14 protein-coding genes and 1 tRNA gene are annotated in these 14,497 nt (G+C 62.1%); 6 read left to right on the top strand and 9 right to left on the bottom strand.

Annotation, left to right across the window (positions count from 1 at the left end):
* Positions 1-258: 258 nt before the first annotated feature.
* The gene (locus P0D96_RS27790) at positions 259-429 is read right to left on the bottom strand and encodes a hypothetical protein (protein WP_168794759.1); all 171 of its coding nucleotides are present in this window, start codon (positions 427-429) and stop codon (positions 259-261) included.
* Between the two features lie 183 nt (positions 430-612).
* Here P0D96_RS27790 and P0D96_RS27785 point away from each other — a divergent pair, with 183 nt between their 5' ends.
* From P0D96_RS27785 to P0D96_RS27765, 5 genes are all read left to right on the top strand, one after another.
* Positions 613-786, top strand: a complete 174-nt coding sequence (locus tag P0D96_RS27785; protein WP_165923803.1) for a hypothetical protein — start codon at positions 613-615, stop codon at positions 784-786.
* 357 nt (positions 787-1,143) lie between these two features.
* Entirely contained in the window at positions 1,144-1,302 is a 159-nt protein-coding gene (locus P0D96_RS27780; protein ID WP_007181032.1) for a DUF3309 family protein, read from the top strand.
* A gap of 93 nt (positions 1,303-1,395) precedes the next feature.
* A tRNA-Pro gene (locus tag P0D96_RS27775) sits at positions 1,396-1,472 on the top strand.
* Between the two features lie 210 nt (positions 1,473-1,682).
* A complete protein-coding gene (sixA, locus tag P0D96_RS27770; RefSeq protein ID WP_132373622.1) occupies positions 1,683-2,141 on the top strand; it encodes a phosphohistidine phosphatase SixA in 459 nt (152 codons plus the stop codon).
* A 323-nt stretch (positions 2,142-2,464) separates the two neighbouring features.
* Entirely contained in the window at positions 2,465-3,277 is an 813-nt protein-coding gene (locus tag P0D96_RS27765) for a GNAT family N-acetyltransferase (RefSeq protein WP_132373621.1), read from the top strand.
* Between the two features lie 117 nt (positions 3,278-3,394).
* Here the strand turns inward: P0D96_RS27765 and ppx are convergent, their stop codons facing one another.
* On the bottom strand, positions 3,395-5,020 hold the full coding sequence (gene ppx / locus P0D96_RS27760; RefSeq protein ID WP_408291179.1) for an exopolyphosphatase: 1,626 nt from the start codon (positions 5,018-5,020) through the stop codon (positions 3,395-3,397).
* Positions 5,021-5,222: 202 nt separating this feature from the next.
* Between ppx and ppk1 the strand changes: the two genes are divergently transcribed.
* The gene (gene ppk1, locus P0D96_RS27755; protein WP_132373619.1) at positions 5,223-7,286 is read left to right on the top strand and encodes a polyphosphate kinase 1; all 2,064 of its coding nucleotides are present in this window, start codon (positions 5,223-5,225) and stop codon (positions 7,284-7,286) included.
* Positions 7,287-7,380: 94 nt separating this feature from the next.
* Here the strand turns inward: ppk1 and phoR are convergent, their stop codons facing one another.
* The 7 genes from phoR to pstS form a co-directional block, all read right to left on the bottom strand.
* A complete protein-coding gene (phoR, locus tag P0D96_RS27750) occupies positions 7,381-8,694 on the bottom strand; it encodes a phosphate regulon sensor histidine kinase PhoR (protein WP_408316639.1) in 1,314 nt (437 codons plus the stop codon).
* 113 nt (positions 8,695-8,807) lie between these two features.
* Positions 8,808-9,509, bottom strand: coding sequence for a phosphate regulon transcriptional regulator PhoB (gene phoB / locus P0D96_RS27745; RefSeq protein WP_006051991.1), 702 nt, complete (start codon positions 9,507-9,509; stop codon positions 8,808-8,810).
* Positions 9,510-9,535: 26 nt separating this feature from the next.
* A complete protein-coding gene (phoU, locus tag P0D96_RS27740; protein ID WP_091792610.1) occupies positions 9,536-10,240 on the bottom strand; it encodes a phosphate signaling complex protein PhoU in 705 nt (234 codons plus the stop codon).
* 28 nt (positions 10,241-10,268) lie between these two features.
* Positions 10,269-11,117 carry a phosphate ABC transporter ATP-binding protein PstB gene (gene pstB, locus P0D96_RS27735; protein ID WP_132373617.1) on the bottom strand — a complete coding sequence of 283 codons (849 nt, stop codon included), beginning with the start codon at positions 11,115-11,117 and terminating at the stop codon, positions 10,269-10,271.
* A gap of 17 nt (positions 11,118-11,134) precedes the next feature.
* Positions 11,135-12,031 (bottom strand): phosphate ABC transporter permease PstA, encoded by an 897-nt coding sequence (gene pstA, locus P0D96_RS27730; RefSeq protein WP_132373616.1) that lies wholly within the window; start codon positions 12,029-12,031, stop codon positions 11,135-11,137.
* The gene (gene pstC, locus P0D96_RS27725; RefSeq protein ID WP_408180657.1) at positions 12,028-13,029 is read right to left on the bottom strand and encodes a phosphate ABC transporter permease PstC; all 1,002 of its coding nucleotides are present in this window, start codon (positions 13,027-13,029) and stop codon (positions 12,028-12,030) included. Before pstC ends, pstA begins: the two co-directional genes overlap by 4 nt.
* Positions 13,030-13,177: 148 nt before the next feature.
* On the bottom strand, positions 13,178-14,209 hold the full coding sequence (pstS, locus tag P0D96_RS27720) for a phosphate ABC transporter substrate-binding protein PstS (protein ID WP_132373614.1): 1,032 nt from the start codon (positions 14,207-14,209) through the stop codon (positions 13,178-13,180).
* Between the last annotated feature and the right edge of the window lie 288 nt (positions 14,210-14,497).

Here is a 14,497-nt window from a genome sequence, read left to right as displayed (position 1 = left end):
AAGCGCGCCGACGTATCTGGTGCACCGCGCTTCCCAGGGCAACCCGGGCACGAACCACCGCACATCCATTTCGCATCGCGGGACCCGGTTACGGCTTGAAACAAGCGCACACATATCGCACGCGGCGCTCGCCCTAGAATGACCTCAGCCCGCGCTTTCCGCGCCAAAAGTCTGCGCGGGTCAGAAGCGCCGGCGTGCCCGCGCCGGAGCTTCGCTTTTGCTGTTCACCCCGTTGCCGAATCCGTTATCAGCCGACGCTCAGGGCGTGACCGGCGCAGGCACCATGGCGGGCGGACGGCTGTCGGTGGGCACGCCGTGATAGTCGGCGGGATCTTGCGGCGGCGGGCCGCCGTGATGGCCGGACGGACCATTCGCGCAACCGGCAACGCCGGCAACCAGCAGCAACGCAAGCATCGAAACGCGGATCATAAACAGGAGTCTCTCGGAGCAGAATGAAAGAGCGGCTGCCCGGCGGTGACCGGGCAAGCGCGAGCGCCGAGAGTCTACCTGCAAAGCGCATTCCACGACGCCGCTGCGAGCAGTGGGCCCCCCTCCCATTTCGTTACGCGTGAGCTACTATGAAGTCACAGCCGCATCTCACAGGAGACTGCCATGGACGCTGAAACGATCGCGGGTCTGATCGGACTCGGAATAGGTCTGCTCGTGCTGCTCGTGTTGTCGATTTACGAATCGAGAACCTATCGGCGCGAACACAACGGCGAAGGCATGGTGCATCACTGGCTGACTCATCAGCACATGCCGCACTGGATGCGTCGCCGGCACTGAACGGAAAACCGGCTGCCGGCTGCGCCTCCGGCGGTTCCGGCTGATTCAACGGTTGATACGCTGCACCGCACGTGCGAGCCCGCGCTCGCACGTCGACTGCTGGCGCGGCGATGGCGGTCGCGCACCCGCCATCAGCGCGCAAGTTTTTCCTGCCTGCCATTTCCCCTGACGCATCACCGCGCCACGGCTAAAGCACGCAGCCGCCCGCCCTCTCCCCTCTGAACTTGCTTTCCGTTCAGGCACATGCCTTGCTGCATGTAAGCCTGCAAGGAGCGCGCAGATTGCGCGTCGAGCGTCCCGGCGCGAATGCGCCGAACCAACAGACCAAATGGCTCAGGCCAGACAGGGAGAACTCGAATGACCATCGGAACCATACTGCTTATCGTGCTCATTCTTCTGCTGATCGGCGCATTGCCGAGCTGGCCGTACAGCAGCGGCTGGGGCTATCGGCCGACCGGCGTGCTCGGGGTCGTGCTGATCATCGTGATCGTCTTGCTGCTGATGGGACGCATATAACGCGGCCGAATCGCGCATTCGAGCCTCCGTTTCGCACCGGCGCAATTCGTGATTGACTCTGGCACCCAATGCCACGTAGAATCTCGGATTCGTCGGAGCGTAGCGCAGCCTGGTAGCGCATCTGATTTGGGATCAGAGGGTCGAAGGTTCGAATCCTTTCGCTCCGACCACGAAAAGCAACACGAAACCCGCGTAGCCTCCGGCTTCGCGGGTTTTTGCTTTTTGGGTTTTCAGGCTCGTGCTTGCGATATACCGGAACGCTTATACGGTCAGCCTGAGCCATCGCCTTGCGGCCTGGCGAGCCCGCGTGCGACAGTGACTGAAACCTGGCGCACGCCTGATCAGGCTCAAGCGCCGCAACCAGAGTCAAGGAGACACCCATGGATCTGATTCTCTGGCGTCACGCCGAAGCCGAAGACATCGCCAGCACCGACCTCGCGCGCGCGCTCACCACCCGCGGCCGCAAGCAGGCGCAAAACGTCGCCAAATGGCTGCGCACGCGGCTGCCCGACGACGCCGTGGTGCTCGCAAGCCCTGCCGTACGCACCATCCAGACCGCCGAGACCCTGAGCGATCAATATCGCGTCGTGCGCGAACTCGCGCCCAACGCGAGCGCGGACGACGTGCTCAACGCCGCCGGTTGGCCCAAGGGCATCGCGCAGACGGTGGTGATCGTCGGCCATCAACCGACGCTCGGTCACGTCGCCGCGCGTCTGCTCGGCAACAGCGCCGCGAGCTGGCCGCTGAAGAAAGCCGGCGTGTGGTGGATTGCGAGCCGTGAGCGCGACGGCGACGACCAGGCCGTGCTGCGAGCCGCCATGAGTCCTGATCTGGTCTGATTCGGATTCGCGTCTCAACCTAACCGGCGGTCCATAAAATCCCACGCGGCGCACGAGCGCCGCCGCTCTGCCCGCATCGATCACACACTTCACCCACGTCGCCGGGATGGCACCGTCCCGGCGCTCGAAGCGCGCCCACCCATTCCTCGACCCCACGTTTCGCACGGAAACAACACTCGCCGCTCCCCCTAGCGACATTACAAGCCGCGCGCAAGCAGCTTACGGGCAGTCATCCAATCGTCATGGGTTTGCCATGCGAGCGTCACCAGGCGTTACTACATTGGCGAAAAAAGAAATCTCCCTTTTTTCGACCAGGACCCCCCATGCGAGAACTGCCGACGCCTACCCTGCCCCTCGCTTCGATCTTCGAGTCGCGCCGCCTGCCGCGCGCCGAGGAAACGGTCACCGCCCAGCATCGCCTGCAAGTCACATGGGCTCGCACCGACGAAGAGCTGCGCGAAGCCCAGCGTCTGCGCTACCGCGTATTTGCCGACGAAATGGGTGCACGCCTGACGGGCCCCGCGGGTCTCGACGTCGATTCGTTCGACTCCTACTGCGATCACTTGCTGGTGCGCGATCTCGACACGCTGAAGGTGGTCGGCACGTATCGCGCGTTGCCGCCGCATCAGGCCGCGCGTATCGGCCGCCTGTATGCGGAAAGCGAATTCGACGTGTCGCGTCTGACGCACCTGCGCGCCAAGATGGTCGAAGTGGGCCGTTCGTGCGTGCATCCCGACTATCGCAGCGGCTCGGTGATCATGTCGCTGTGGGCGGGTCTCGCCGCCTACATGAAGCACAACGGCTACGAGACGATGCTCGGCTGCGCGAGCGTGGCGATGGTCGACGGTGGCCACTACGCGGCGAATCTGTATTGCTCGCTGCGCGACAACGCGCTGACCGCGCCGGAATATCGCGCGTTTCCGCACACGCCGCTGCCGGTCGATGAACTGCAGACGGGCGCCGAGGTAGCGCCGCCGCCGCTGGTGAAGGGTTATCTGCGTCTTGGCGCGAAGATTTGCGGCGCGCCGGCATGGGATCCCGATTTCAATACCGCGGATTTTCTGACGCTGTTCCGTTTGTCCGATATCAACGCGCGTTACGCTCGCCACTTCCTCGGCGATGCGCTGCCGCGCTGAGCGGACTCGTTCGCGCGACGCGCTTTGATGCGCGTCGGCGAAACAAAACACGCTGCGACAAAAAAAGCCCGGCAATTGCCGGGCTTTCTCATTCATGCGCAGTGCGCGGGCAAGACCTCAATCGTCCGTATAGACCACGCGATACGGAATGCCGACCTTCTCCCACTCCGCGGCCTCCTGAATCAGGCTGTAGTCGGTCAACGGATTGTTGGCGACCCACTCGTTCGGCAAGCGCACCTCGTAACCGCCATTGACTTGCGCCACCGAGATGCCCGGCAAGCCGACGTCCGCTCGCCGCCGGCACAGCAGCGCCGCAAGTCGCAGACAGAACAGCAGCGGCCACTCCACTTCCCGCGTTTGCGACAGCTTGCCGAGCTTGCCCGCGTGACCGAGCACGAGCGCGGCGAGCCGCGCCTGATCGGTACGCGAAAAGCCCGGCATGTCCGCGTTGCTCGCGATATAGGCCGAATGCTTGTGATACGCGCTGTGCGAGATGGACAGCCCGATTTCGTGCAGCGCAGCGGCCCAACCGAGGAACATGCGGTTTTCCGCGCGGCGTTCTTCGTCGGGTTCCGCGAACTGGTCGTAGAAGCGCACCGCGAGTTCGCCGATGCGCCCCGCCTGCGCGCGATCCACGCCATAGCGGCGCATGAAGCCTTCCACCGTCACCGTGCGCATGTCCTCGTGCTGCGAACGGCCCAGCAGGTCGTACAGCACGCCGAGGCGCAGCGCGCCGTCCGTGGTATCGACATAGTCGACGCCGAGTTCGTCGAACACCGCGATCATGATCGACAGGCCACCGGCCAGCACCGGAACGCGATCGCCCTTCAACGCGACGAGCTTCAGCCGATTGACGTTCTCCGCCTTGATCAGCGCGCGCTTGAGCCGTTCGAGCCCACCGCGCGAGATGCCATGCGTGACGCCTGGATCGTTGAAGCCGTTCGCCTCGACCAGTTCGGCCAATGCGCGCGCGGTGCCCGACGAGCCGATCGCCTGCTCCCAGCCGGTTTTCTTGTACTCGGCGGAAATGATCTGGATTTCGCGGCCCGCGGCGAGTTCGGCCTGGCGCATCGTGTATTCGTCGACGTTGCCGGCCGGGAAAAACGCACGGCTATGGCTCACGCAACCGATATACAGGCTCTCCATCTTGATCGGCGTGTAATGCGAGCCGATGATGAATTCCGTCGAGCCGCCGCCGATGTCGACCACAAGACGTTTGCCCGGGCTCGCGGGCACGGAGTGTGCTGCCCCCGCGTAGATCAGGCGCGCTTCTTCGCGCCCGGCAATCACTTCGATCGGGAAACCGAGCGCGGCTTGCGCCTCGCCGAGAAATTCGCCGGCATTCTTGGCGATGCGCAACGTGTTGGTGGCGACCGCGCGAACGTGATCGGGATGGAAGTCGCGAAGACGCTCGCCGAAACGCTTGAGTGCGTCCCAGCCGCGCACCTGCGAAGCACGGTCGAGCATCTTGTCGCGTGACAGACCGGCGGCAAGGCGCACCGGCTCGCGCAAGGCATCGACCTGATAAATCTGGCTGCCCGCGTCGGTTTCCTCGACCCGGCCCACGATCAGCCGGAAGCTGTTCGAGCCGAGATCGACGGCAGCGAGGAGTTGCGGAGTATTGACCATCGGGTAAGCGTGCTCCATGCGCGCGAGCGCGGCAGCGTTGGATGCAGAGGGCGCCGCATATCCATTGGGTGCCTTGGGCGCCTTATGGCCGGCCGCGCTGTTCAAAGACGCCATTCTAAGCGTACCGGGCCTCACGATGTCACCTCGCAGCAATGGGGGTGCCCCATGGTCCCATACACACTGCGTCATATTGACGACACGCGGCGAATACGGCGTAGAATTTAAAACATCGAGAATGTCATAACAACGTCATCATACTGTGAGAATTTCCGAGCGTCTTTCCGCCTCCCTTCCTGACATTCCATTCTCGCTGCCGATGTCCATCCGCTACCCCTTATTGAATCGCGAGCTGGGCATTCTGGGTTTCAACGAGCGTGTGTTGGCACAAGCTGCCGACCCGGCCGTCCCTTTGCTCGAACGCCTGCGTTTCATCTGCATCACCAGTAGCAATCTCGACGAATTCTTCGAAGTCCGCATGGCCGGACTGCAGGAACAGATGCGCGACAACCCCGGCGCACTGTCGCCGGACGGCATGTCGCTGCAGCACGTGTACGACCTCGTGGTCGAACGCGCGCAGAAGCTCGTACATCGTCAATACACCATGTTGCACGACACGGTGCTCACCGCGCTCGAAACAGAAGGCATCTATTTTCACGGCACGGAAGCGTGGAACGAAGCGCAGACCGAATGGGCGCGCAACTATTTCTTCGACGAACTTTTGCCCGTGCTCACGCCGATCGGACTCGATCCGGCGCACCCGTTTCCACGCGTGCTCAACAAGAGCCTGAACTTCGTCGTCGAACTGGAAGGCAAGGACGCGTTCGGCCGTCAGGCCATGATGGGCATCGTGCAGGCGCCCCGCGCGCTGCCGCGGCTCGTGCGCATGCCGCAAGACCTGTCGGGCTATCCGCATGGCTTCGTGCTGCTGAGCTCGCTATTGCAACGCTTTGTCGGCGAGCTGTTTCCGAACCTCGTGGTGCGCAGCTGCAATCAGTTTCGCATCACGCGCAACAGTGAACTGTTCGTCGACGAAGATGAAATCACCAACCTGCGTGTCGCGTTGCAGGGCGAATTGCCGGCGCGACATCTGGGCAACGCGGTGCGGCTCGAAGTGTCGGCGGAAACGCCCACGCATGTCGTGCGGCGCCTGCTCGACGAAAGCGGCCTGTCCAACAAGGATTGCTATTACGCCGACGGCCCCGTCAATCTCGTGCGGCTGATGCAATTGCCGGAGATGGTGGACCGCCCCGATCTGAAGTTCGTGCCGCACATTCCCGCGATTCCGCCGCAGATCGCCAACAGCGCCAACATGTTCGACGTGATCGATCAGGGCGACGTGCTGCTGCACCATCCGTACGAGAGCTTTCAGCCGGTGCTCGAACTGTTGCTGCAGGCGGCCAAAGATCCGAACGTGGTCGCGATCAAGCAGACCATCTATCGCACCGGCACCGATTCGCCGCTGATGGACGCGCTGATGCAAGCCGCGCGCAACGGCAAGGAAGTCACGGTGGTGGTCGAATTGCTCGCGCGCTTCGACGAAGAAACCAACATCAATTGGGCCTCGCAGCTCGAAGCGGTCGGCGCGCACGTGGTGTACGGCGTGGTGGGCCACAAGTGCCACGCGAAGATGATGCTGATCGTGCGGCGCGTGTCGGTGGGCGGCAAGGCCACGCTCAAGCGCTATGTGCACCTCGGCACCGGCAACTACCATCCGCGCACGGCACGCCTTTACACCGATTTCGGCCTGATGACCGCCGATCAGAAAATCTGCGAAGACGTGCATCACGTGTTCCAGCAGCTGACCGGCATCGGCGGCGAACTGAAGCTGCACGAGTTATGGCAATCGCCGTTCACGCTGCATCCGAAACTGGTCGAAGCGATTCGCGCCGAAGCCGAGCATGCTCGCGCCGGCAAGAAAGCACGCATCGTCGCGAAGATGAACGCGCTGCTCGAACCCACGGTGATCGCCGAGTTGTATGAAGCCGCGAAGGCCGGCGTGAAGATCGATCTGATCGTGCGTGGCGTGTGTTCGTTGCAGCCGGGTGTGGCGGGGCTTTCGGAGAACATCACCGTGCGCTCGATCGTCGGGCGCTTTCTCGAACACCATCGCATTTTCTACTTCTACGACGGCGGCAAGGAGCAGGTCTACCTGTCGAGCGCCGACTGGATGGACCGCAATTTCTTCCGGCGCGTGGAAGTGGCGTTCCCGGTCAACAACCGCCGTTTGAAGCGGCGCGTGATCGCCGAAGGTCTGTCGGCATTTCTCGGCGACAATCAGTCCGCGTGGCTCATGCAAAGCGACGGGCATTATCGGCGCCGCCGGCCGGGCAAGTCCTCGCGCAACGCGCAGATGAGCCTGCTGGGGAAATTCTGTTCGTAACGTTAGTGATTACACTCGCTTCGGCGAGCTAGCGACAGACACGCGAAAAAAACCCGCAACATGCGGGCTTTTTTTCAGGTCGATGCATTTACGTTCAAGCCGGCGCAGGTTGCCGGCGCGCCGTGCGATACACCGGGAAGCGCACGGTGAACGTGCTGCCACGTCCCTCTTCGCTCTTCACATCGAGTTGCGCATCGTGACGTTGCAGCACGTGCTTGACGATCGCGAGGCCGAGGCCCGTACCGCCGGTGTCGCGTGAACGGCTGCGATCGACGCGATAGAAACGCTCGGTCAACCGCGGAATGTCCGCAGAGGGAATGCCGAGTCCGCTGTCCGTCACGGAAAACACCGCATTGCCGCCTTGCGCGTGCCAAGCCACTTTGATCGCGCCGCCGTCCGGCGTGTAACGGATCGCGTTCGTGACGAGATTGCCGAACGCACTGAGAATTTCCGTTTCGACGCCGGTGACGGTGAGCCCTTCGTCGGCATCGAACACGATCTTGTGATGATCGCTCGACAGGTTTTCCGCGTCGTCGCGCAGATGCCGCAACACCGCGCGCATATCGATCATCTGATCGCTCGGCGGCTTGTTGTCGCCTTCGAGTTTGGCGAGCACCAGCAGATCGCTGACGATATGGCGCATGCGCGAAGCCTGCTGCTCCATCAGTTCGAGATAGCGCGAACGCTCGCCTTCGCTCAACGGCAACTCGCGCATGGTTTCCAGAAAACCCGAGAGCACCGTGAGCGGCGTCTTCAGTTCATGCGAAACATTGGCCACGAAGTCGCGCCGCATGGCGTCGGTCCGCTCGAGTTCGGTAATGTCTTGCGAGAGCACCAGCTTGCGATTCTCGCCGTACGGAAACACCTGCACCGACAGCACGTTCTGGCGCTTGTCGCCCATGCCGCGCATGATCAGCATTTCTTCGTAGTGGGACGAATTCAGATAGCGAACGAAGTCCGGCTGACGCACCAGATGCGTGATGTGCTGGCGCAGATCGCGCTTCGCATCCAGCCCGAAATGGAGTTCGGAGATCGCGTTGCACCACTCGATCTGATCGTGATCGTCGAGCATCGCCACGCCGTTGGGCGAGGCCTGGATCGCCTGGATGAAGCGCGAATGCTGCTGCTCGACCTGGCGCACCTGGGCGTGCCAGCGCTTCGCGAGCTTGTGCAGACGGTAGTAGATTTCGCCCCAGATGCCGGGGGCGCTCGGCACTTCGCCGTAAACCGGCGCGTCGAGCAAACGCCACAGACGCTGTTTATGAAAGGTGCTGAAAAGGCTCTGCGCGAGCAGCATGACAATCGCGAGGACGAGTGCTGCCTTGACGTTCACGAGTGCGCCGACCACCACGCACAGAACAGCCAGCAGCACGACCGACACGATGGAGCGCGCCCAGATGATGTTCATGGTCTAGCGATCGAAGAGAAAGGCCTATGCGCCGTGATGGGAACCGCGGCGCCTATCGTTGCGAAGATGACGTATCCGAAGCGGGCTCGAACAGCGCCACTGCTGAGCGAGCGTCAGGCGCTCTTCGCAAGCCGGTAGCCGCTGCCGCGCACCGTCTCAATCATAGCATCGCATCCAGCAGGCTTGAGCGCCGCGCGCAGACGCTTGATATGCACGTCCACCGTGCGCTCTTCGACGAACACGTGGTCGCCCCACACCTGATCGAGCAGTTGCGTGCGGCTGTGCACGCGCTCCGGGTGCGTCATGAAAAAGTGCAGCAGACGGAATTCCGTCGGGCCGAGATCGAGCTTGATCTCGCTGCCTTCGGCATGCGCGGCCACGCGGTGGGTTGCCGGATCGAGCTTGAGGCCGTTGATCGCGACCACGTCTTCGGTCAACTGCGGCGCACGGCGGCGCAACACCGCCTTGATGCGCGCCATCAGTTCTTTCGGCGAGAACGGCTTGGTGACGTAGTCGTCGGCGCCGATTTCGAGGCCGAGCACCTTGTCCTGCTCGTCGCCACGCGCGGTCAGCATGATGATCGGAATATGCTTCGTGCGCTCGTTGTTGCGCAGATCGCGAGCGAAGGCGATGCCCGATTTTCCCGGCAACATCCAGTCGAGCAGGACGAGGTCGGGCAGTACGTCGCTGATCAGGTTCTGCGCCTGTTCCGCGTTGTACGCGCGAATCGGGCAGTGACCGGCGTGTTGAAGATTGACCGAAATCAGTTCGGAAATGGCGGGCTCATCTTCAATGACGAGAATGCTGCTAGGCATCGGCACCTCTGGTCCTTATATCTGGATTAACTGAGTGCTTCGCGTTCGAGCGCGTCGCGCGACTTGTGCCGCACGTCCGTGCCCTTGACGATGTAGATGATGAATTCGGCGATGTTCTTCGCGTGGTCGCCGATACGCTCGATCGCCTTGGCGATGAAGAGGAAGTCGAGGCCCACCGAGATCGAACGCGGATCTTCCGTCATGTACGAAATCAGCTTGCGCACGAAAGCGCGGAATTCTTCGTCGATCGCTTTATCGTCGCGCACGATCTGCGCGGCGGCGACCGTGTCGAGGCGCGCGAAGGCGTCGAGCGCGCGGCGCAGAATCGACACCGCCATTTCACCCGACAACTTGATCTCGGCGATATTGATGGTGCGCGAGGCGCCGTCTTCCATCAAACGCTTGGTGCGCTTGGCGATTTTTTCGGCTTCGTCGCCGGCGCGCTCGAGATTCGTGATGGTCTTCGAAATCGCGATCAGCAGGCGCAGGTCACGCGCGGCCGGCTGACGGCGCGCGATGATGTTGCTGCACTCTTCGTCGATTTCCACTTCCATCTTGTTCAGGCGCTCTTCCGCGGCGATCACCTGTTCGGCGATGTCGAGATCGAATTCGTTGAGCGCCTGCATGGCCTTGACGATCTGCGATTCGACCAGGCCGCCCATTTCGAGCACCTTGGAGGAAACCAGGTTCAGGTCGGCGTCGAACTGGCTGGACAGGTGTTTGTCGGACATGTCGTACTCCCTTGTTTTGCTCGGCGTTTTAACCGAAGCGGCCAGTGATGTAATCCTCGGTTTCCTTGCGGACCGGCTTGATGAAGATCTTTTCGGTATCGCCGAATTCGATCAACTCGCCGAGGTACATGTAGGCAGTGTAGTCCGAACAGCGAGCCGCCTGTTGCATGTTGTGCGTGACGATCACCACCGTGTAATCGCTCTTCAGTTCGGCGATCAACTCTTCGATACGGCCCGTCGAAATCGGGTCCAGCGCCGAGCACGGCTCGTCGAGCAGGAGCACTTCCGGACGAATCGCGATACCGCGCGCAATGCACAGACGCTGCTGCTGGCCGCCCGACAGACCGTAGCCGCTCTGGCCGAGCTTGTCCTTCACTTCGTTCCACAGCGCGGCCTTGGTCAGCGCCCATTCCACGCGGTCGTCCATTTCCGAGCGCGGCAGCGTTTCGAACATCTTCACGCCGAACGCGATGTTGTCGTAGATCGACATCGGAAACGGCGTCGGCTTCTGAAACACCATGCCGATCCGCGCGCGCAAGAGCGAGATATCGCGCTTGGAAGTCAGCAGGTTTTCGCCGTCCATCAAGATCTCGCCTTCGGCGCGCTGTTCCGGATAGAGCGCATACATCTTGTTCAGCGTACGCAGCAGCGTGGACTTGCCGCAGCCCGACGGGCCGATGAACGCGGTCACCTTGCCTTCGGGAATCTGCAGATTGATGTTCTTCAGCGCGTGATACTTGCCGTAGAAGAAGTTCAGGTCGTTGATCTCGATCTTCGGGCGCGACGACGCCTGCGACTGGCCACTCTGGGCGGGATCGAAACCGGCGGGCGCAGTGGGACGCGCGATCGGATTGAGTTGAGTTTCTGCCATATTCATCGGATTACACTCCGCCCTTACTTGTTCGAGAAGATCGTGCGCGCGAGGATGTTCAGTCCCAGCACCGCGAGCGTGATCAGGAAGACGCCGGCCCACGCGAGCGATTGCCACTGCGCGAACGGGCTCATCGCAAACTTGTAGATCGTGACCGGCAGGTTCGCGACCGGCTGGCCCATGTCCATCGAGAAGAACTGATTCGACAGCGCCGTGAAGAGCAGCGGCGCGGTTTCGCCTGCGATACGCGCCACGCCGAGCAACACGCCGGTGACGATACCCGCGATCGACGCCTTCAGCGTGATCGACAGCACCATCTTCCACTTCGGCGTGCCGAGTGCGAAAGCCGCTTCACGCAGCGCGTTCGGCACCAGTTTCAGCATGTTTTCCGTGGTGCGGATCACGATCGGAATCTGCAGCAAGGCGAGCGCGAATACGCCGGCCCAGCCGCTGAAGTGGCCCATCTTCGCGACGACCAGCGCGTAGACGAACAGACCCACCACGATCGAGGGCGCCGACAACAGAATGTCGTTGATGAAGCGCGTGAAACTCGCGAGCCAACCCTTCTGACCGTATTCGGCAAGATAGACGCCCGCCAGAATACCGATCGGCGTGCCGACGAAAGTCGCGAGTCCGACCAGCATCAGGCTGCCGACGATCGCGTTGGCGAGACCACCGCCGTCGGTGTTCGGCGGCGGCGTCGATTGCGTGAACAACTCGACCGACAAGCCACCGATACCGAGGCGCAAGGTCGTGTACAGAATCCAGATCAGCCAGATCAGGCCGAACGCCATCGCGGCGAGCGACATGGTCAGCGCAACCGCGTTCTTCATGCGGCGGCGGCCTTGCAGACGCACGCGCATCGCTTCGAGCGCGACCGCGTCGTTCGAACCCGGCATATTCAAAGTGGGCTGGCTCATTTCGCGCCCTCCCCTTTTTCGAGGCGAAGCAGCATGACCTTGGAGATCGCCAGCACGATGAAGGTAATCACGAACAGGATGAGGCCGAGTTCCATCAACGCCGACGTATGCAGACCCGGATCCGCTTCGGCGAATTCGTTGGCGAGCGCCGACGTAATGCTGTTGCCCGGCGAAAACAGCGACACGTTGTCGAGCAGATTGGTGTTGCCGATCACGAACGTGACAGCCATGGTCTCGCCGAGCGCGCGGCCCAGACCCAGCATCACGCCGCCGATCACGCCGCTCTTGGTGAAGGGCAGCACGATCTTCCACATCACTTCCCACGTCGTGCAGCCGATGCCGTACGCCGATTCCTTCAGCAAGACCGGCGTGACTTCGAACACGTCGCGCATCACCGAGGCGATGTACGGAATGATCATGATCGCGAGAATCACACCCGCGCACAGGATGCCGATGCCGATCGGCGCGCCCTGAAACAGCGCCCCAACCACCGGAATGCCGCCGAGCACTGCGCCGAGCGGCTTTTCGAACCACGTCGCGAAGATCGGCGCGAACACCAGCAGACCCCACATGCCGTACACGATCGACGGAATCGCGGCGAGCAGTTCGATCGCGATGCCAAGCGGGCGGCGCAGCCACGCGGGCGCGAGTTCAGTCAGGAAAAGCGCGATGCCGAAGCTGACGGGCACCGCGATGATGAGTGCAATGATCGACGTGGCGATCGTGCCGTAGATCGGCACCAGAGCGCCGAATTGCTTGCTGGGTGGATCCCAGTCGGCGGTCCACAGGAAGCTGAGGCCGAATTGCTTGATCGACGGCAAGGACGCGACGATCAGCGAAACGATGATGCCGCCGAGCAGCAACAAGGTGATGATGGCGGCGAGGCGCGCGAGACCGCCGAAGATCACGTCGCCGGCGCGGCTAGGCGCTTTCTGCTGCGACGCGCTGCCGGGCGGGGTCGACCTGCTCGAGCCGGACGCTAATTGGATATCGGACATGAGAGCCTGATGGACCTGTTTCCAGTTGCCGTATGACACGTGTCGTGCGGCCGGTAGTGCCGGTGGTTAAAGCCATTGGCCGTCCTCGCATGAGGACGGCCAACGTGTTACGTACTACGGATGCTGAGCGCTGTGCTCATTGCCTCTTTTACTCGGCGATTGCCTTGCCCGAAGCGTCCTTCACCTTCGACTTCCACTGCGTGCGGATTTCCGACACGACCGAATCCGGCAACGAGATGTAGTCCAGATCGTTTGCGGCTTGCGTGCCGTTCTTGAATGCCCAGTCGAAGAACTTCAGCGTTTCGGTGCCTTGCGGCGCCTTGTCCTGCGTCGTGTGAACCAGCACGAACGTCGCGCCGACGATCGGCCATGCGTTCTTGCCCGGCTCGTTCGTCAGGATCTGGTAGAACGACTTCGACCAGTCCGCGCCTGCTGCCGCTGCCTTGAAGGTGTCCGTCTTCGGCTCGACCACTGCGCCCGACGAATTCTTCAACGCCACATACGTCATGTGGTTCTGTTTCGCGTACGCCCATTCCACGTAGCCGATTGCGCCCGGCAGACGTTGCACGAAGGCCGCGACGCCGTCGTTACCCTTGCCGCCCGTGCCCGTCGGCCAGTTGACCGTCGAACCTTCACCGACCTTCGACTTCCAGTCTGCGTTGACCTTCGACAGATAGTTCGTCCAGATGAAGCTGGTGCCCGAACCATCGGCGCGGCGAACCACGGCGATGTCGGTATCCGGCAGCTTGACCTTCGGGTTCAGCGCAACGATCGCCGGATCGTTCCACTTCTTGATCTTGCCCAGATAGATGTCGCCGAGCACTTCGCCCGACAGCGTCAGTTCAGCCGGCTTCACGCCCGGCACGTTGACGACCGGCACCACGCCGCCGACCACCGTCGGGAACTGGAACAGGCCTTCCTTGGCGAGTTCGTCGTCCTTCAACGGAGCGTCCGAACCGGCGAAGTCGACGGTCTTCGCGACGATTTGCTTCACGCCGCCCGACGAACCGATGCCTTGATAGTTAACCTTGCCGCCGCCGGACTTCTGATACGAGTCGGCCCACTTCGTGTAAATCGGTGCTGCGAAGGTGCTGCCCGCGCCGGTGATGTCTGCGGCTTGCGCTGCGATCGCGAAAAGCGCGCCAGCGACGCCAGCGAACACGGTTTGCATCAATTTCATGAGACCTCCAAAGGTGTGAGCGGTGTGAGCGTGTAAGACGAACACCGCGAAGCTTAGGGTCTCTTTGTGACAGTAACGTGACTGACCGTGAAACGGATGTGACAGTGGGATTACAGGCCTGAAAGGCGCTTGAACGGAGAAATTGCCGGTTTCGCGACGATCGGGGCGTCGCTCTACAGATTAGGCGAAAAAGATGGGGCGCGAACGTTTGCGGGTGCGTGTTCGGGGGAAGAGGAGTGAGGCTGGGTGGTGCGGGGTTTGGTGCCGGGTTACCGGTGGCGGGTTGCC

Origin of the sequence: Paraburkholderia sp. RL17-347-BIC-D, from assembly GCF_046027915.1 — a bacterium.
In the GTDB taxonomy this organism is placed as follows: Bacteria; Pseudomonadota; Gammaproteobacteria; order Burkholderiales; family Burkholderiaceae; genus Paraburkholderia.
The sequence above is the reverse complement of the archived record's forward strand: the minus strand, read 5'-3'. Positions and strand labels throughout refer to the sequence as shown.